Here is an 18,518-nt window from a genome sequence, read left to right on the forward strand (position 1 = left end):
GCGGCCGGCTCAGGGATGGTGGTGCGGCGGGGGCGGCGGGATCGTGTCCAGGCGCGGGGCCGGTTCCGGCCAGACCAGCAGGACCGGGCAGGGCGCGTGGTCGACGGCGAAGCGGACGGCGGGGCCGAGGCTCCTCGGACCCAGCCGGGAGCGGTCCCCGTCCCGCGCCAGCACGAGCAGCCCGGCACCCTCCGCGGCGGCCACGACCTCCCGTTCGACCCGGCCCGACCGCTCCTCGCGCACGCAGGGCCGGCCCAGCCGTTCCGCCGCCGCGCCGAGCAGGGCGGTCGCCGACGTGCCGCCGAGCGCTTCGAGGCGGTCACCCGGATCCTGGCCGCGCCGCCCGAGCAGTCCGGCGAAGGCCCCGTGGGCCACCGCCGGCACGTCCGGTCCGCTCACATGGAGCAGCACCACCTCGGCGTCGCCCGGTGCGTGGGCGCGTACCGCGTCCACACAGGCGGGCCAGGTGCCTTCCACGAGCCAGGCGATCACGCGCATTCCTCGGCCTCCTCCGCTCCCTGCCCGTCACATGATGCGCAGCGCCCCCCACAGTGCCACCACCGCCACGGCGAGGGAGGAGGGCACGGCGAGCAGCCCGAGCCGGGTGAACTCGCGCAGATCCACGTCGTGCTCGTGCTGGTGGACGATCCGCCGCCACAGCAGGGTCGCCAGCGAGCCGGCGTAGGTGAGGTTGGGGCCGATGTTCACGCCGAGGAGCACCGCCAGGACGGCTCCCGGTCCGGCGGGCGCCGCCAGCGGCAGCAGGACCAGGACGGCGGGCAGGTTGTTGATCAGGTTGGCCAGCAGGGCGGCCAGCGCGGCGACCCAGAGCAGCGCGGGCAGCCCGGTGCCGCCCGGCATCACCCGCCCGAGCACGTCCGCGAGCCCGTTGTCGACCACCGCCCGCACCACGATGCCCAGCGCCAGCACGAACGCGAGGAAGGCCGGGGCCGCCGCCCGGACGACGGTCAGCGGACCCGCCTTCCGGCGCACCAGCGCCCGCCCGGCCAGCACCAGCGCGCCCGCCGCGGCCACCCACGCGGGCTCCACGCCGAAGGCCGAGGCCACCACGAACCCGGCCAGCGTGCAGCCCACGGTCACCAGCGCGAACAGGGGCAGCTCGGGCGGCTCACCGGTGTCCCGGCCCGCCGGGGCCGCCGCCGCCAGGTCCCGGGCGAAGAACCGCCGGAACACCAGGTACTCGACGCCGATCGCGGCCAGCCACGGCAGCGCCATCAGCGCCGCGAACCGGGTGAAGCTCAGCCCGCTCGCCGCGAACGCCAGCAGGTTCGTCAGGTTGGACACCGGCAGCAGCAGCGACGCCGTGTTCGACAGGTGCGTACAGGCGTAGACGTGCGGCTTGGGCCGGACGCCGGTCCGCGCGGCCGTGGCGAAGACCACCGGGGTGAGCAGCACGATCGTCGCGTCCAGGCTGAGCACGGCGGTGATCACCGACGCCAGCGCGAACACCGCCGTCAGCAGCCGCACCGGACGGCCCGCCGCCCACCGCGCCGTCCACGCCCCGCACGCCTGGAACAGCCCCTCCACGTCACAGAAGTGGGCGAGCACCAGTACCGCCGCGAGAAATCCCACGACCGGGCCGAGCCGCTCCGCCTCGGCGCGCGCGTGGCCGAGGGAGATCGCGCCGGTCGCTACGGCGATCCCGGCGGCGGGCACGGCCATGACCGCCTCCGGCCAGCCGAAGGGCCGTACGACGGCCCAGGCCAGCACGGCGACCAGCAGTACGGCGGACAGCGCCTCGGCGAGCGGGGTGTTCAGGGCGGGTCCTTCCGGAGTGGATCTGTGGGTGCCCGCCCATCAAAACAGATGATCCCGAGCCGGTTACGACGCCCCTGCGCCCGCCGCGCCAAGGAACTCCGCCCAGCCGCCCTGCGGGGACTGTCCGGGCGCCAGCGTGCGCAGCTTGCGCAGCACCGCCGGGTCCTGCGCCTCCAGCCAGGCCACCAGCTGCCTGAAGGACACGAACCGCACGTCGTCGTAGGCGGCCATCCTCCCGACCGCCTCCTCGACGGCGTCCATGTAGATGCCGCCGTTCCAGCGTTCGAAGTGGTTGCCGATGAACAGGGGCGCGCGGTTGGACTCGTAGGCCCGCCGGAAACCGGCCAGGTAGGTGTCGCGGGCCTGCACGCGCCAGGTGTCGTACTGCGCGCGGTCGCCGAGCGGGTTGCCGGCGGACTGGTTGAACATCATGTTGTAGTCCATCGAGAGGACCTGGAAGGAGTGCCCGGCGAACGGTATGGACTGCAACGGGAAGTCCCAGAGTCTGCCGCCCTGCACCTTGCCCGGCCAGACCTGGAGGCCGCCGGGGGAGCTGGCGTCGTACTTCCAGCCGAGCGCGGCGGCGGCGGGCAGCAGCCGGGCCTGGCCCTCCAGACAGGGCGTCCGGCCGCCGATCAGCTCCTTGCGGTAGTCGAAGGGCAGGGGTTCGAGGTCGGTGAACCCGGTGTTGGTCTTCCACTTCGTCACGAAGTCCACCGCCTGGTCGATCTCGCTGCGCCACTCCGCCGGGGACCAGTTGCGCACGCCGGTCGCGCCGCAGAAGTGCCCGTTGAAGTGGGTGCCGATCTCGTGGCCCTCCAGCCAGGCCGCGCGCACCTGCTGGAGCGTGGCGTGGATGTGCCGGTCGGCGAGGTAGCCGATCGCGGAGGCGCCGACCGGGTGCTGCGGCGGCCGGTACAGGTGCTTCTTGGACTCGGGCAGGGTGTAGATGCCGCTGAGGAAGAACGTCATCGCGGCGCCGTGGTCGGCGGCCACCTTGCGGAACCGCGAGAACAGCTTGTTGCTCAGCTCGCCCGCGCCGTCCCACGAGAACACCACGAACTGCGGGGGCCGCCGGCCCGGACGCAGCCGCTCCGGCTTCGGCTGGTGCGGCTGGGCGCCGGTGTCGGCGGTGGAGCCGTCGCCGATCGGCTTCACCGGCCGGGCCTGCGCGGTGCCCTTCCCGTCCGCCGGGTCCGCTCCGCCGGTGCGGACGCCGGTGCCGGAGGAGCAGGCGGCCAGTGTCCCGAGGGCGCCCGCCGCCGCCCCCGTCGTCAGCACCCGCCTGCGTGAGATCCCGCTCATCTTCTCCCCGATTCCCTGGTCGGACCCCTGCTGGGGGCCACTTCGCTGTGCGGTCGACCGGGTTCGATGACCAGGGGGCGGGAAAAGATCGCGGCACACGGCGGCTGTTGCCGTCCTGTGACAGTCGTGGCGCCGGCATGACGAACGAGGCCGGCGCCGACATGACGGACCCCGCTGCCTCGGGGGAGTGACAGCGGGGTCCGCGCGGAGGGGCGCCGGGTCAGGAGGGTCCGGCGCCGGGGCTGAACACCGTCAGACGGACGGTGGAGGAGTTCCCGGAGACCGGTACCGGCCCGCCGTTCCAGGCCACCTTCAGCTGGTCCCGCTCGTCCGGCGGGGTCACCAGCAGCGCGGCCGGCGTGGCCGTCTTCGCCCCGCTGACCCCCGGGTTCGAGAAGGTCAGCCCGGCCCAGGCGCTCTGCCCGGGCCCGAGCCTGACGGTCACCGGGGTCCCCGGGGACCGCTTCGGGTCCGGACCGAGCTGGGCACCGGAGGCGCCCACGAAGGCAGCGCCCGGATAGCCGTGCACGGTGCAGGTCCGGGCAGAGGCGTTGGTGAGGACCACGGGGAAGTTCTCCTGGCCGGCGCCCGGGTCGTTACGGCCCACGGCTGCGCGCAGCTCGGAGGTGTGGCAGCGGGTGCCCGCCGCGGCCGGGGTGGTCGTGCCCGTGGCACCGCCCGGGGACGCCGTCGTCCGGGGGGTGTCCGGCAAGCCGGTGCCGGTACCGGTGGCGGAGGAGGGCGTGGCGGGCGGCGCCGGGCTCGTCGTGCCGTCCGTCGCGGGGGCGGCCGTACCCGAGACGGTGGCCGGGGCCTCGCCCTGCGCGCTCGTGCCGTTGCCGCAGGCGGTCAGCAGGCCCAGCACGGCGACCGTGCCCACGAGCAGGGCCCCGTGCCGCGCGGACCGGGGGGCGGACCGGGGGGTGTACACCATGTCGCTCAACACTCCTGGAGGTCACGGCACGCGACGGGAACGCGTGCCTGCGGCGCCGGGTGCGCCGTCCTCTCCGTCCGATGCACGGACCGCCGGAAAAGTTCGGGACGCGCCGGGTTCTGTCGGATTCATTTCCCCGCTCCGCTTCCCGGAAGCCCCCGTTCAGGCCACTCGCAGCGAACGGAGCACGCCGTCGGTCCCGTCGCCGTCGCCCCGCTCGCGCACCTGCACGTACACCTGCGGCCGCGCCGCCCCGCCCGCCGGGACCAGCGCGGACTCGGTGATCGAGCCGCCGTCCGGGCAGCGCCTCCAGGCCCGGACCAGTCCGTGCCAGTCGGCGTCCGTGAAGCTGTGGGCGCCCGCGTAGCGGCAGCCGGGGTGCGCGAGCGCCTTCACCTTCGCGGTGACGTCACCGTGCCCGCCGGCCCCGACGAACACCCCGTCCACGGCCGCCTTCGGATCGGACCAGCGGGACAGGTCGTCGGCCACCACCAGACCCGGCTCGTGCCCCGCCGCCAGCCCGAGCGCGCGCGGGTCCCAGCCGGAGTCGCGCAGCTCGCGGCCCCAGCCGGCGGGCACCCGGAGGGTCACCCGCCCACTGGCGTCCGCGATACGCACCCCGTCGTCCCCGCTGTCGTCCCGGTGCAGCGCCACGGTCACCGTGGCCGCGGCGGCGGTGGCGGCGAGGACCGCGGCCACGGTCAGCGTCACGGTGCTGAGCCGGCCGCGCACCCCGTCCAGGCGCCGCGCGGGCCGCACCGACGGACCCGCGGCCAGCCGGTCCAGCTCGTGGGCGAACGCCAGCGCGCCCGGCCAGCGCCGCGCCCGGTCCGGTTCCAGCGCGCGCAGCAGCACCCGCTCCACGTCCGCGCCGAGTTCCGGCCGCAGCCGCCGGGGCGGTAGCACCTTCCCCGGCGGTCCCGGCACGGTCCCGGTGAGCAGTTCGTAGCCGACCGCGCCCAGGCTGTAGACGTCGGCCCGCTCGTCGATGCCCCCGCCGGGTTCGGCCTGCTCCGGCGGCTGGTAGCCGGCCGAACCGGCCGCCAGGGTCAGCACCGACGCCTGCGCGAGGCTCTTGGCCAGCCCCAGGTCGGCCAGCAGCACCCGCCGGGTGCCGTCCGGGGCGGTGTGCAGCAGCACGTTGGTCGGCTTGATGTCGCGGTGCACTATGCCCGCCTCGTGCAGCGCGGCGGCACCGCGCGCCGCCTCGGCGGTCAGCGAGAGCGCCTCCCGCACCGGCAGCGGGCCGCCCGCCGGCAGATCGGCGAGGGTGCCCCCGGCGGCGTACTCCATCACGAAGTACGGCCTGCCGTCCGGGAGTTCACCGATGTCGTAGACCTGCACCACCCGGCTCGACCCGGCCCGGCGCAGCAACCGCGCCTCGGACAGGAAGCGCTCCCTGATGTCGAGCCGGTGCGACCAGTTCTCGGCGAGCACCTTCACCGCCACCGGGGCCTGGAGCTCGGGGTCGTGCGCGAGCCACACCGTGGCGAAGGCGCCGCTGCCCAGCGGCCGTTCGAGGTGGTGGCGGCCGATCCGCTCCAGGGGGTGCATACGACTATCATGCCTGGCCTGGGATCGACGTGGAGGGGAGCCCGTCCGTGCAGGACCAGGCGCCGATGGAAGACCTCGCCCGGCGCGCCGCGGCCGGCGACAGCGAGGCCCTGGACCGGCTGCTGACCGGCATCCGGCCCGAGGTCGTGCGCCGCTGCGCGCGCTTCCTGCCCTGCCGGGAGGACGCCGAGGAGGCCGCGCAGGACGTGCTGCTCCAGGTCGCCCGGCACATCACCGCCTTCCGGGGCCGCAGCCGCTTCGGCACCTGGCTGTACACCGTCGTCGCCAACTGCTGCCGGCAGAAGTACCGCGAGCTGAAACGGCGGGCCGCCGAACAGCCCGCGGCCATCGAGCCCGCACACGCCGTCGACCCGCGCACCACCAGCGTCATCGCCGGTTCCCGGGTGGACCTGCTGGAGGCCCTGGACCGGTTGGAGCGCGAGCACCCGCATCTGGTGGCGCCGCTGGTCTACCGGGACATCTGCCAGCTGGACTACGCCGAGGCCGCCGAGCGCGCGGGCATCCCGCTCGGCACCCTCAAGTCCCGTCTGCACGAGGCCCGCAAGCAGGTACGGCCCTGGCTGGCCGCATCCTGAGGCACCGCCCCGGGCCTACTGGTCCTCCTCGTACAGCGGCAGCTCCGCCCAGATCGTCTTGCCCTCCGGGGTGTGCCGGCTGCCCCAGCGCTGGGTGAGCTGGGCGACCAGCAGCAGTCCCCGGCCGCCCTCGTCGAACGTCTTCGCCCGGCGCAGGTGCGGCGCGGTGTGGCTGGTGTCGGAGACCTCACAGATCAGCGTGGTCGCGTCGTGGATCAGCCGGAGCCGGATCGGCCGCGCCCCGTAGCGGATGGCGTTGGTGACCAGCTCGCTGACCACCAGCTCCGCAGTGAACGTCGCCTCGCTCAGCGACCAGGCGTCCAGCTGGTCCACGACCTGCTTGCGGATCGGCGCGACCAGCGCCGGGTCGGCGGGGATGTCCCAGGTCGCCACCTGCGAGGCGGGCAGGCCCCGGGTGCGGGCCAGCAGCAGCGCCACGTCGTCCGGTGCGGCCCCGCCCGGGAGCAGGGCGTGCAGCACGCAGTCGCACGCCTCGTCCAGGGAGCCGGCGTCCTGCCCCAGCGCCCGGTACAGCAGCTCGCGGGCGGCGTCCAGGTCCCGCTCCCGCGACTGCATCAGACCGTCCGTGTACAGGGCGAGGACGGTGCCCTCGGGCAGGTCGACCTCGGTGGACTCGAACGGCAGCCCGCCGAGGCCCAGCGGGGGACCGGCGGGCAGGTCGAGCAGTTGCGGCCGGCCGCCCGGCCGCAGCAGCACGGGCGGCGGGTGCCCGGCGCGGGCCAGCGCGCAGCGCCGGGACACCGGGTCGTAGACGGCGTACAGGCAGGTCGCGCCGACCTCGCCGGGGCTGCCGTCCGTGCCGGCGTCCTCCGACAGCCGCAGCACCAGGTCGTCCAGGTGGGTGAGCAATTCGTCCGGGGCCAGGTCGATGTCGGCGAGGGTGCGCACGGCGGTGCGGAGCCGGCCCATGGTGGCCGAGGCCTGGATGCCGTGTCCGACGACGTCCCCGACGACCATGGCGACCCGCATCCCGGACAGCGGGATCACGTCGAACCAGTCCCCGCCCACGCCGGCGCGCGCCGCGGGCAGATAGCGGGAGGATGCCTCCAGCGCGGCCGTGCGCGGCAGCGAGCGGGGCAGCAGGCTGCGTTGGAGCGCGAGCGCCGTCTCCCGCTCGCGCGAGTAGCGGCGGGCGTTGTCGATGGAGACGGCCGCGCGCGCGGTGATCTCCTCGGCCAGCAGCACGTCGTCCGCGGTGAAGGGGTCCGGGCGGCGGTGCCGGGTGAGCACCGCGACCCCGAGGGTGAGTCCGCGTGCCTGGATCGGTACGGACATCGAGGAGTGGATGCGGAACCGCCGTACCCGCTCGCCGCGCTCCGGGTGCCAGGTCAGCCACCGGTCCATGTCGCCGGTGGAGACGCTGGCGGTGATCGTGCGGCCGACGGTCAGCGAGTCGGCCTGCGGGGAGAAGGGCGGGTACTCCTCCGTCGTCCCGGGCCGGACCACCACCTCCGGCAGGCCCGGCAGCACCGACTGGTGGGCGGCGCGGCGCAGCCGCACCGGCGCGGTGACACGGGCCGGCGGTTCACCGCCGTACTCCTGCGGGTCCAGCAGGTCGATGGTGACGAAGTCGGCGAGCGCGGGCACGCACACGTCGGCCAGTTCCTGCGCGGTACGGGTGACGTCGAGCGTGGTCCCGATGCGCACGCTCGCCTCGTTGAGCAGGTGCAGCCGCTGGCGGGCGCGGTGGTTGTCGGTGACGTCGTGCGCGGCCAGGCACACGCCCCGGACCCGGCCGGCCGGGTCCCGGACCGGCGCCATGCTGGCGAGCCAGGCGTGGGCCCGGTCCTCGCCGCCGGTCCGCATGAAGGTCTGCACGTCCAGGGGCCGGCCCGAGGTCAGCACCCGGAGCATGTCCTCCTCCAGCTCCTCGCTCTGCGGTCTGCCGCCGATCTCCGCGAGCCGCAGCCCCCGTACCCGCTCCTCGGGCAGCCCGACGACCTTGGCCATCGCCTCGTTCATCCGGCGCAGCCGCAGCCGGTCGTCGTACACGGCGACCGGGCACGGCGACTGGATCAGGCCCGCCCAGGTGAACGGGTCGTTCCCGCCGGGCGGACCGGTGCCGGTGAGCGGGGTGACCACGAGCCAGTCTCCCGGGTGTTCGCCGTGCGGCGGACGGTGGTGGGCGAGCAGCCAGACGGGGACGGTACGGCCGTCCCGGTGGCGCAATCCGACCGTTCCCGTCCAGCGGGGGCCGGTGGGCGGCACCGGGGTGCCGGCGTCGGCCAGCAGCTCGGCGGCGGGGCGGCCCAGGACGGCGTCGGCCGGGTGGCCGAGCAGGCGGCGGGCGCCCTCGTTCCACTCCACCAGCGTTCCGTCGGGGCCGATGACAGCCCGGGCCGTAGCCGCATCGTCGAACGGATAGACCCGGCTCATCGTCGCCGCTCCCAAGCGCACACTCACAGTGAACAGGTGGCACCACTCGCGTACCAGCCTAGTGCTTCGCGTCCGCCCATGAGCGCCGATCCGGGCCACCGGGCCGACCCGTCGAACACGTCGGGGGCACGGTCAAGGGCGAGATCCGGCCGATGTGCCATCGGCGGTACCCGTGCGGTACCCGACCCTTGACGGTCGCGTGTGGCAGGACGTCAGAATCTGTTTGTTCACGATCAGTTGTGAGTACTTCTGGGCCCTGATGAGGGAGAGCCGCCCATGTCGGTCACACGCAGATCGGTCCTGGCCGCCGCCACGGCGGCGCCCGCGGCCGGGACGCTCCTGAACATCTCCGCGGCTCCGGCCGCCCTCGCCGCCGGGGCGCCCGCCGCCGGGGGACGCCACACCGTGCCCCTCAGGGACGGCTGGCGCTTCGCCCTGGCCGACCCGGACGGCATCACCGACCCCGCCGGCGCCTACGCCCGGGCCGCCGAGCCGGGCTACGACGACTCGGCCTGGCGCCAGGTCGCCGTACCGCACGACTGGAGCATCGAGCAGACCCCCACGACCGACCACGGCACCACCGGCGGCACCGGCTTCCTCCCCGGCGGCCTCGGCTGGTACCGGCTCGCCCTCACCCTCCCGCGCGACTGGGCGGGCAAGCGGATCTCGGTCGAGTTCGACGGCGTCTACATGGACGCCCACGTGTACTGCAACGGCACCGAGGTGGGCCGCCACCCCTACGGCTACACCGGGTTCGCCTTCGACCTCACCGACCTCGTCCACACCGACGGCACCACCGCCGACGTGCTCGCGGTCGAGGTCCGCAACCAGCTGCCCAGCAGCCGCTGGTACTCCGGCAGCGGCATCTACCGCGAAGCCCGTCTGGTCGTCACCGAGCCAGTGCACGTGGCCCGCTGGGGCACGTACGTCACCACGCCGGAGGTCTCGGCCGACCGGGCGCTGGTCCGGGTGCGGACCACCGTGCGGAACGCCTCAGGCACCGGCGCGGACGTGGAGGTGCGCTCCCGCGTCGTCGCCCCGGACGGCCGGACCGTCGCCCGTGCGGCCACCACCGTCGCCGTCCCGGAGGAGGCCACCGAGACCCACGAACTGACCGTCTCCGAGCCCCTCCTGTGGGACTTCGCGAGCCCGGACCACCGCTACACCCTGCACACCGAGCTGCGGGTCGGGGGCCGCACCACCGACACGCACCGCACGTCCTTCGGCATCCGCGCCTTCCGCTTCGACCCCGACGAGGGCTTCTCCCTCAACGGCGCGTACACCAAGATCAAGGGAGTCGACCTCCACCACGACCAGGGCGCGCTCGGCGCCGCGATCAGCATCGACGCCGTGCGCCGGCAGATGCGGATCATGAAGTCGATGGGCGTCAACGCCTTCCGCACCTCCCACAACCCGCCCTCGCCGCAGATGATCCAGGTCTGCGAGGAGCTGGGCATCGTGATGATGGTGGAGGCCTTCGACTGCTGGCGCACCGGCAAGACGACGTACGACTACGGCCGGTTCTTCGACGAGTGGTGCGAACGGGACGCCACCGAGATGGTCCTGGCCGCCCGCAACTCGCCCGCCGTGGTGCTGTGGTCCATCGGCAACGAGATCCCCGACTCGACGTCCACCGCCGGACTCGCCATGGCGGACCGGATCATCGCCGCCGTCAGGGCCGCCGACGACACCCGGCCGCTCGTCATCGGCTCCGACAAGTACCGGCACGTACCGGCCAAGGGCTCGGCGGCCGACCTGATGCTCGCCAAGCTGGACGGCCTGGGCCTCAACTACAACACGGCCAGGTCGGTGGACGCCCTGCACGCGGCCTACCCGCACCTGTTCCTCTTCGAGTCCGAGTCCTCCTCGGAGACCTCGACCCGCGGCACCTACCAGGAGCCGGAGCACCTGAACACGGGGGAGAACCACACCCCCGGCAGGCGGGAGGTCTCCTCGTACGACAACAACCTCGCCTCCTGGACGATGAGCGGCGAGTACGGGCACAAGAAGGACCGGGACCGGAAGTGGTTCGCGGGCCAGTTCCTGTGGTCCGGCATCGACTACATCGGCGAACCGACGCCGTACGACGTCTTCCCGGTCAAGGCGTCCTTCTTCGGCGCCGTCGACACCGCCGGCTTCCCCAAGGACATGTACCACCTGTTCAGGAGCCAGTGGACGACCGAACCGATGGTCCATCTGCTGCCGATGACCTGGAACCACGAGGAGGGCGACACCGTCGAGGTCTGGGCGTACGCCAACGTGCCCACCGTCGAGCTGTTCCTCAACGGAGAGTCCCTGGGCGTCAGGGAGTTCGACGTCAAGCGGACCACCGACGGCCGCGGTTACCTGGAGACCACCGAACCCACCGGCGACGACAAGACCTTCACCGACGGCCCCTACCCGGGCAGTTACACCAGCCCCAACGGCAGCGCGGGCAAGCTGCACCTGACCTGGAAGGTGCCGTACCGGCCGGGCGAGCTGAAGGCGGTGGCCCGGCGCGGTGGCAAGGCCGTCGCCACCGACGTGCTGCGCACGGCCGCCGCCCCGCACGCCGTACGGCTCACCGTCGACCGCGCGTCCCTCGCCGCCGACGGCCGTTCGCTGGCCTTCGTCACCGCCGAGATCGTCGACGCGTACGGCGTGGTCGTGCCCGACGCGGACCACCTCATCGCCTTCGACGTCACCGGCGGCTCCCTGGCCGGTGTCGACAACGGCCGCCAGGAGAGCGCCGAGCGCTACCAGGCGAGCACCCGGACCGCCTTCCACGGAAAGGCCCTCGCGATCGTCCGTTCCGGCACCAGGCCCGGCACCCTGAAGGTCACCGCCCGGGTGGACGGCCTGCGCACGGGCACCGCCCGTCTGGTCACGAACCCGGCCCGCTCGGCCTCGACGACCGCACCCTCCCGCTTCCGGCCCGCTCACCCGGCGCCGCCCCGCCCCCCGCAGGCGGACGCCGGTTACTCCGGCCGTCCGGACACCCTGCCCGCCGCCATGCTCGACGGCGACCCGGCCACCGGCTGGTCCAACGCCTTCGTCAAGGCGGCCACCGCGCTGCTGCCCGCGTTCGGCGGGGCCCGGCCGAAGGACTGGGTGTCGGTCGACTTCGGACGCACCCGGACCTTCGACCGGGTGGCGGTCTCCTTCACCGTCGACACCGGCCACACCCTGCCCGAGCGGGCCGAGGTGGCGGTGTGGGACGGCCACGCGTGGGCCCCGGTGACCGGGACGAGGACGCAGTGGGCCACCGCCTCCGACAGCCCGACCGTCATCACCTTCGACGCGGTGCGCGGCTCCCGGCTGCGCCTGACGCTCACCAGCGCCTACCCGGGACAGCCGAAGGGAGCGGTGCGGATCAGCCGGCTGGACGTGTGACGGGTACGGCGTGCGCTTCCGCGCTCCCGCGCTCCCGCCACCGGGCCGGGGCGCGGGGCCGCGGTGGCGGGTCGGACAGCCCCTGCTGCCACCGCGGGGGTCGTGTGGATCAGCGTGTGCCGGTACGGCGTGTCTGTCCGCGTTCCGCCGCCGGACCGGGGCGAGCGGGGCCGCGGTGGCCGGTCACCCGACTCCTCGTGCCGCTGCGGGGTGCCGTGCCGTCGGGGCCGGGCGGTTGGTAGTGGGGCGGCCCGAGGGGCAGGCGGCGTCGTGGAGGACCGGGCCCAGGGTGCGTCGCCGTTTCGACCGCACCGTGCCGACCCCGTGCCGCGTCGCCCCGGCCGACCAGCCGCGGCGGATGCGCGCGGGGGCGCTCCCGGGTGGTGGACACCAGCCCGTGGCCCTGCCGCGGGACGCTCGCCGACGGCGGGAACCGGACATGGCTCCAAGCCCTGGCCGGTACCGCATGTAACCCATGGTGACCTGGGCATATTTACGGGGGAGTACCCGCGCGGTACCGTGAGCGGCATGCCAGCTCTCAACGTGGAGTTCAGCGAACGGGAACTTGAGGACCTGCGGCAGATCGCCAAGGAGCGCGGTACCTCGATGAAGGCCCTCGTGCGCGAGGCCGCCGCCGCCGACATCGCGCGCCACCGCGCCCTGCAGGAGGGCGCCGAGGCGTTCCGCCGTTTCTTCGCCGGCCATGCCGAGGAGTTCGCGGCGGCCTTCCCCGACGACGAGCGCCCCACCAGGGGCGAGGCCGCCTGAGAGATGCCCTCCGTCATCCATATCGACGTTCCCTGGCTGCTCCAGCGGCACGAGGAGGTCCTGCCCGACCAGCCCGCCGTGGACGACTTCTCCGTACTGGTCGCGGCCGTCGCCCGGCACCGGGTGGACCCGCCCCGGCTCGGTGTGGACTCCGACGCCGCGTGGCGTGCCGCCGCGCTGCTGCACACCCTCGCCGTGCTCAAGCCGCTGCCCGCGGCCAACGCCCGCTTCGCCTGCGCCACCGCGGTGGCCTACATGTTCGTCAGCGGCGTCGGCATCGACCCGCCCTACGGCGCCCTCGTCGACCTGGCCCGCGACCTGATCTCCGGCAAGAGCGACGTGTACGGTGCGGCCGACCGGCTCCGCTCCTGGCAGCTCTGAGGCCGGCGGGCCCGCCCCGTTCCCGGCCGGCGGGGGAAGCCGCCGGGAGCCGCCGGCCGGGAGCGGGGCCTTCCGGGGTGGACCGGTGCCCAGTCCACCACCGGGCCGCCCGCCGCGGGAGCGTGCGCGTCTCGTGGACGCGTGCGCGCGCTTCACACGGGGCGCATCAGAAATCCCGCCGCTTTGGCGACAACCACCGGCCGTGCCCGCGATTCTGACTGCTTTTCAACAAGGCCGATCTCCTCCGTGCGCCTTGTTGCCCCTGTGGCACTTGTGCAAGGGTTCGAGCGCGGTGAATTTCCCGCTCGCACACGCGCCAGAAGGAATCCGCTCCGTGCTCACCCCCCACCCCCCTCGTCCTCCCTATCCGCCGTCCGGCGCCGATCCCGGGGAATCCGACGAGTTCCTCGCCGGCCCGCTGCGGGCCGGCTCCGACGCGGAGGCATCCCGGTCGGCCGCCCTCCTGATGGCCCGGCACTGGCAGCCGGCCCAGGAGTACGCGGTCATCTGCCTGGCCGCCTCCGGCCCCCTCGCCCACATGGTCACCGCGACCGCCTTCCACCAGGTCCTCGGCCGGCTGGCACTCGGCGAGGCCGCCGACGCCCTGCGGCCCCGCCTGCTGGTGGCCGTCCGGGACACGGTCCTGAACTGGTCCGGCACCGACCGGATCACCGCCGTGCTCCCCGGGCTCGGCAAACCCGCCGGGGGCCCCGGGATGCGCGCCGCGCAACCGCTCGTACCCGAGAACCGCACCCTGTCCGACCGTTCCTTCCACGCCCTTTCCCGTCTGGAACAAGCCCTGTTGTGGCACGCCGAGGTCGAGGCCGAACCGGTGGACGTGCCCGCGGGACTGCTCGGCGTGGACATCCGGAACGCGACCGCCGCGCTCGAACAGGCCAGGGAGAAATTCCGTGAGGGCCTGGTACGCGCCCACCGGGAACTCGCACCGGGCAAGGAGTGCCGTTACTACAACCGCCTGCTCGACGTCCCGATCCGCCGGGGCGGCACGCTGCTGCCCGACGTCCAGGAGCATCTGGCCGGCTGCGCCTACTGCCGGCACGCGGCCGAGCAACTCGGACACACCGACGCCGCGTTGGGCGTGCTGCTCGCCGAGGCCGTGCTCGGCTGGGGCGCCCGCCGCTACCTCGCGTCGCGCCCCGGCCGCCACCCCGGCTCCGCCCGCGGCGGCTCACGGCGGGCGGGCGGACGCCGGCGCGGCGGCGGCCGGCGCGGCGCCGAGGAAGCCGGAAGGGGACTGCCGGCCCGCTTCCTCGCCGGCGTGTCCCCGCACCGCGCCTCCGGCACCGCCTGGTCGTCCAGGACGCTGCTCACCGGGGTCGGCGTGGCCTCGGCCGGGCTGCTCGCCACCGTCCTCGCGGTCGGCGGGTGGCCGGACCGCGACGACGGCACCACTCCCGTCGCCACCAGCGCCACCCCCGGCGCGCCGGCTCCGTCGGGCACCCTCGGCATGCCCGCCGCCGGCCGGCCCGGTCCGCTGCGCAACGCCGCCGGCCGGTGCCTGGACGTCAAGGGCACGCCGCAGCAGGGGGCGAGTGCCGTGCTCGCCGACTGTTCCGGCTCGGCCACGCAGCGGTGGACGTACGGCACGGACGGGCTGCTGCGCAGTGCCGCCGGCACCGGTCTGTGCCTGGACTCGCACGCCGACGCCGGCGTGGTGCTGCTCGGCCGCTGCGCCGGCGCCGGGTCGGAGCGGGGCGACGACGTGCGCTACGACCTGACTTCCCGGGGCGAGTTGCTGCCGCGGTGGGACCGGACGCTCGCGCTCGCCGCCGGCGGTGACCAGGCGGGGGCCGACCTCGTCGTCAAGGTTCGGGACGGGTCCCCCGGCCAACGGTGGCTCTCCGGCGGCTCGTCGTAGGGTCGCCGGGACGCCACGCCTGCTGCCGGTCCGTCGCGGACCAGCGACGGCACGGGGCGGCGGGACACGCGAGGTCCCGGCGCCGCGGTGCCCGCCGGGGGACCGGGTCCGCCGCGGCGGGCCTGCGTGGCCCCGAGGACGGCCCGCCCCGACTGCCGGGCGGTGTCCCGCGGCTGCCGGCCGGCCGTGACCGTCACGGCGCCCGGCGGGGCCCCGGTCCGGCGGGCAGGTCCGACGGGCCAACGCGCGAGGCGCGGTGCCAGGGCCCGCGAGCCCGGCATGATCCAAACGAGAGGCCCTGGCGGCGTGGAGCCGGCGGACGCAAGCCTCGCGCGGGGCAGCCGTGCCGCTCAAGCTGCCCCCCGGAGCCGGTCCCCGAAGGATTCGCGGAGCCGACCACTTGGCCCCGCGTCCCTCAACAGGCCGCGGTGCCGTCCGTTTCCAGGTCCGAGCGTGTCACCGTGCCCGGGCGTGCGTGGCCGGACAGAGCCAGGGTCAGGTCGAACTCCGCGAGGAGGCAGCGGATGACGTGCTCCACGCCCGCCTGGCCGTCCAGGCCCAGGCCGTAGACGTACGGGCGTCCCAGCAGGACCGCCCGCGCGCCCAGGGCCAGGGCCTTGAAGACGTCGTCGCCGGTGCGCACCCCGCTGTCGAACAGCACCGTCAGCCGGTCGCCCACCGCGTCCGCGACCCGGGGCAGCGCGTCGGCCGCCGCGACCGAACCGGCCACCTGCCGGCCGCCGTGGTTGGAGACCACCACGCCGTCCATCCCGGCGTCGGCGGCGAGCCGGGCGTCGTCCGGGTGCAGGACGCCCTTGAGGACGATCGGCCCGTCCCAGTGCTCCCGCAGGAAGGCCAGGTCGGGCCAGGTGTGGCTCGCGTCCCCGAACAGGCCGAGGAAGTGCAGCACCGCCGCGTTCGGGTCCTCGTGCACCGGCTTGGCAAGGCCCGCCTGGAACGCCGGGTCGGTGAAGTAGTTGGCGGTGCCCACGCCGTGCACGAACGGCAGGTAGGCCTGGTCCAGATCGCGGGGCCGCCACGCCAGCAGCGGGGTGTCCAGCGTGACGACCAGCACCGAGAAGCGGGCGGCACGGGCCCGGGCGAGGAAACTCCGGGTCACCTCGCGGTCCTTGCCCCAGTACAGCTGGAACCACCGCTCGGCGTCCCCCGTCGCCTCCGCCACCTGCTCCATCGGCGTGCTCGAAGCCGACGACAGGACGTACGGCACGCCCTGTGCGGCGGCGGCCCGGGCGGCGGCGGTCTCGGCGTCCGGGTGCATGATCGACAGCACTCCGACGGGAGCGAGGGCGAGCGGCGCGGGCAGGGTCCGCCCGAGCACCTCGGTGGTGAGGTCGCGCTCGTGCACGTCCCGCAGCACGCGCGGCACGATCCGGCGCCTGGCCAGGGCCGCCCGGTTGGCGCGGGCCGTGCCGCCGTCGCCCGCGCTGCCCGCCACATAGCCCACCGGGCCCGGGCCGAGCCGGTGTTCGGCCAGCTCCTCCAGCCGGGTCAGGTCGGTGGGGAGCCGGGGCACGGCCCCGGTCATCCCGTTCAGGTAGATCTCGTACTGGAAGTCCGCCCAGTGCTGTGCCATCCGTCAACTCCCGCGCGTCGTCGGCCGCGTGCGCCCCCGACGATACCGACCGGTACGTCGCACGGAGCGCCGCGGGACCGCGTCAGCCGGCCCCGCCCGCCGGCACGGGCGCGGGGGCGTCGGCTACGGCTCCCGGGCCGGTGATCGGCGGCACCGGGACCTCGACCGTGCGGACCAGCCGCGCGCCCTCGGGGCCGTACGCGGCACGGGGTTCGGGGAACAGCCACAGCAGGGCCAGGAAGAGCACCGCGGCCGTCGCCAGCGACAGCGGCAGGCTGATGTCGACGCCGTGCGCCAGATCGCCCAGCGGACCGACGAACTGGCCCGGGATGTTCGTGAACAGCACCCCGATGAGCGCCGACACCCACCACGCGGTCATGCCGCGCCAGTTCCAGCCGTGCGCGAACCAGTAACGGCCGCCGCGCTGACGGCGGTTGAAGACCTGGAGCGCGTCCGGGTCGTACCAGCCGCGGCGAGTCCAGAAGCCCAGCGTCATCACGACCATCCAGGGCGTGGTGCAGGTGACGATCATCGTGGCGAAGGTGGAGATGGACTGCACCAGGTCCAGGCCGAACCGGCCGACGAAGATGAACGCGATCGACAACACGCCGACCAGCAGTGTCGCCTGGACCCGCGACAGCCTCGGGAAGACCGAGGAGAAGTCGAGGCCGGTGCCGTACAGCGAGGTCGTGCCCGTGGACATGCCGCCGATCAGCGCCAGCAGGCACACCGGCAGGAAGAACCAGCTCGGCGAGATCGCCAGCAGGCCGCCCACGAAGTCCGGCGCGGCCGGGTCGACGTACCGCGGCGCCTTCGTCGCCACGATGCTGGCCGTCGCCAGACCGAACACGAACGGCAGCAGCGTCGCGAACTGGGACAGGAACGCGGCCCCGACCACCCGGCGGCGCGGGGTGGCGGCCGGGATGTAGCGCGACCAGTCGCCGAGGAACGCGCCGAAGGACACCGGGTTGGACAGCACGATCAGCGCCGCGCCGATGAAGGACGGCCAGAACATCGACCGCGTCGACGCGTCCGCCGAGGCGGTGAACACCCCGGCGTACGACGGGTCGAAGTCACCGGCGAACGCTACCGCGCCGAGCAGGAACAGCACGCTCGCCGAGGTCACCGCGATCTTGTTGACGAACAGCATGAACCGGAAGCCGTAGACGCACACCGCGAGCACCAGGCCGGCGAAGAGCGCGTACGCGACGACGTACGACAGGTCGCCGCGCTCCAGGCCGAACAGCCGGTGCGCGCCCCCGACCAGGGCGTCGCCGGAGCTCCACACCGACAGGGAGAAGAACGCGACGGCCGTCAGCAGGGACAGGAACGAACCGACCACCCGGCCGTGCACGCCGAGGTGGGCCGAGGACGACACGGCGTTGTTGGTGCCGTTGACCGGGCCGAACACCGCCATCGGGCACAGGATCAGCGCGCCCGCGAGGACGCCGAGCGCGGTCGCGGCGAGGCCCTGCCAGAACGAGAGCCCGAACAGGATCGGGAAGGCGCCGAGGACACAGGTGGAGAAGGTGTTGGCGCCGCCGAAGGCGAGCCGGAACAGGTCCAACGGGGTCGCGGTGCGGTCGGCGTCGGGGATGCGCTCCACGCCGTGCGCCTCGACCTCGGTGAGGGCTGGGCCGGGCGGGGAGGCGGAGGCGGTGGGTGGGGCGGGCTGTTCGGACACGGCTGCTCCAGCGGGGACGGCGGCGGGGTGCGCTGACGGTACGGCGGGCGCAGCCGTGTGATCCAGAGGACGGTTCGTCCAACTTTCGGGCCGCCGGTGGATGAATCGCCCATCGGTGGGGTGGCGGAGGCACCGGCATCCGGTGATCACTTCATGAACACGAGGAGTCATGAAGGGGCGCGGCACGGTCGGAGCCGGAATGTTTCAGGACGATTAACGAAGAGAGGTTTTTCGGCCATCCGACCGCTTCCGCAACCGGGGATCCGCCTGGTTCC

General features: G+C 74.2%; 13 protein-coding genes. 5 read left to right on the forward strand and 8 right to left on the reverse strand.

Features of this window, described 5'->3' with window-relative positions; genetic code table 11:
* Positions 1 to 9: 9 nt before the first annotated feature.
* The 5 genes from LG395_RS19270 to LG395_RS19290 form a co-directional block, all read right to left on the reverse strand.
* A complete protein-coding gene (locus LG395_RS19270; protein WP_171150483.1) occupies positions 10 to 498 on the reverse strand; it encodes a universal stress protein in 489 nt (162 codons plus the stop codon).
* A gap of 27 nt (positions 499 to 525) precedes the next feature.
* Positions 526 to 1,779: an SLC13 family permease gene (locus LG395_RS19275; RefSeq protein WP_225810653.1), complete on the reverse strand. Its 1,254-nt coding sequence runs from the start codon at positions 1,777 to 1,779 to the stop codon at positions 526 to 528.
* A gap of 63 nt (positions 1,780 to 1,842) precedes the next feature.
* Positions 1,843 to 3,084, reverse strand: a complete 1,242-nt coding sequence (locus LG395_RS19280; RefSeq protein WP_225810611.1) for a polysaccharide deacetylase family protein — start codon at positions 3,082 to 3,084, stop codon at positions 1,843 to 1,845.
* A gap of 220 nt (positions 3,085 to 3,304) precedes the next feature.
* Entirely contained in the window at positions 3,305 to 4,018 is a 714-nt protein-coding gene (locus LG395_RS19285) for a DUF4232 domain-containing protein (protein ID WP_225810612.1), read from the reverse strand.
* 162 nt (positions 4,019 to 4,180) lie between these two features.
* Entirely contained in the window at positions 4,181 to 5,572 is a 1,392-nt protein-coding gene (locus LG395_RS19290; RefSeq protein WP_225810613.1) for a serine/threonine-protein kinase, read from the reverse strand.
* A gap of 47 nt (positions 5,573 to 5,619) precedes the next feature.
* Between LG395_RS19290 and LG395_RS19295 the strand changes: the two genes are divergently transcribed.
* Positions 5,620 to 6,168, forward strand: coding sequence for an RNA polymerase sigma factor (locus LG395_RS19295; protein WP_171150479.1), 549 nt, complete (start codon positions 5,620 to 5,622; stop codon positions 6,166 to 6,168).
* Between the two features lie 15 nt (positions 6,169 to 6,183).
* Here LG395_RS19295 and LG395_RS19300 read toward each other — a convergent pair whose 3' ends face one another.
* Positions 6,184 to 8,565: a SpoIIE family protein phosphatase gene (locus LG395_RS19300; protein ID WP_225810614.1), complete on the reverse strand. Its 2,382-nt coding sequence runs from the start codon at positions 8,563 to 8,565 to the stop codon at positions 6,184 to 6,186.
* A 276-nt stretch (positions 8,566 to 8,841) separates the two neighbouring features.
* On the opposite strand from LG395_RS19300, the gene LG395_RS19305 reads away from it, so the two are divergent.
* The 4 genes from LG395_RS19305 (at position 8,842) to LG395_RS19325 (ending at position 14,965) form a co-directional block, all read left to right on the forward strand.
* On the forward strand, positions 8,842 to 11,937 hold the full coding sequence (locus LG395_RS19305; RefSeq protein WP_225810615.1) for a glycoside hydrolase family 2 TIM barrel-domain containing protein: 3,096 nt from the start codon (positions 8,842 to 8,844) through the stop codon (positions 11,935 to 11,937).
* A gap of 528 nt (positions 11,938 to 12,465) precedes the next feature.
* Positions 12,466 to 12,705, forward strand: coding sequence for a hypothetical protein (locus tag LG395_RS19315; RefSeq protein WP_171150476.1), 240 nt, complete (start codon positions 12,466 to 12,468; stop codon positions 12,703 to 12,705).
* A gap of 3 nt (positions 12,706 to 12,708) precedes the next feature.
* A complete protein-coding gene (locus LG395_RS19320; RefSeq protein WP_225810616.1) occupies positions 12,709 to 13,086 on the forward strand; it encodes a toxin Doc in 378 nt (125 codons plus the stop codon).
* A gap of 334 nt (positions 13,087 to 13,420) precedes the next feature.
* The gene (locus LG395_RS19325) at positions 13,421 to 14,965 is read left to right on the forward strand and encodes an RICIN domain-containing protein (protein ID WP_225810617.1); all 1,545 of its coding nucleotides are present in this window, start codon (positions 13,421 to 13,423) and stop codon (positions 14,963 to 14,965) included.
* 415 nt (positions 14,966 to 15,380) lie between these two features.
* Here LG395_RS19325 and LG395_RS19330 read toward each other — a convergent pair whose 3' ends face one another.
* Positions 15,381 to 16,559 (reverse strand): lactate 2-monooxygenase, encoded by a 1,179-nt coding sequence (locus LG395_RS19330; RefSeq protein WP_225810618.1) that lies wholly within the window; start codon positions 16,557 to 16,559, stop codon positions 15,381 to 15,383.
* A gap of 82 nt (positions 16,560 to 16,641) precedes the next feature.
* On the reverse strand, positions 16,642 to 18,243 hold the full coding sequence (locus LG395_RS19335) for a purine-cytosine permease family protein (RefSeq protein WP_225810619.1): 1,602 nt from the start codon (positions 18,241 to 18,243) through the stop codon (positions 16,642 to 16,644).
* Between the last annotated feature and the right edge of the window lie 275 nt (positions 18,244 to 18,518).

Origin of the sequence: Streptomyces spinosus (assembly GCF_020400655.1) — a bacterium.
Classification (GTDB): Bacteria; Actinomycetota; Actinomycetes; order Streptomycetales; family Streptomycetaceae; genus Streptomyces; species Streptomyces argyrophylli.

What these genes read in the sequence shown, in the direction of transcription:
- LG395_RS19270 (WP_171150483.1), bottom strand. Translation starts at nt 498, where the DNA reads ATGCGCGTGATCGCCTGGCTCGTGGAAGGCACCTGGCCCGCCTGTGTG.
- LG395_RS19280 (WP_225810611.1), bottom strand. Translation starts at nt 3,084, where the DNA reads ATGAGCGGGATCTCACGCAGGCGGGTGCTGACGACGGGGGCGGCGGCG.
- LG395_RS19285 (WP_225810612.1), bottom strand. Translation starts at nt 4,018, where the DNA reads ATGGTGTACACCCCCCGGTCCGCCCCCCGGTCCGCGCGGCACGGGGCC.
- LG395_RS19290 (WP_225810613.1), bottom strand. Translation starts at nt 5,572, where the DNA reads ATGCACCCCCTGGAGCGGATCGGCCGCCACCACCTCGAACGGCCGCTG.
- LG395_RS19300 (WP_225810614.1), bottom strand. Translation starts at nt 8,565, where the DNA reads ATGAGCCGGGTCTATCCGTTCGACGATGCGGCTACGGCCCGGGCTGTC.
- LG395_RS19305 (WP_225810615.1), top strand. Translation starts at nt 8,842, where the DNA reads ATGTCGGTCACACGCAGATCGGTCCTGGCCGCCGCCACGGCGGCGCCC.
- LG395_RS19315 (WP_171150476.1), top strand. Translation starts at nt 12,466, where the DNA reads ATGCCAGCTCTCAACGTGGAGTTCAGCGAACGGGAACTTGAGGACCTG.
- LG395_RS19320 (WP_225810616.1), top strand. Translation starts at nt 12,709, where the DNA reads ATGCCCTCCGTCATCCATATCGACGTTCCCTGGCTGCTCCAGCGGCAC.
- LG395_RS19330 (WP_225810618.1), bottom strand. Translation starts at nt 16,559, where the DNA reads ATGGCACAGCACTGGGCGGACTTCCAGTACGAGATCTACCTGAACGGG.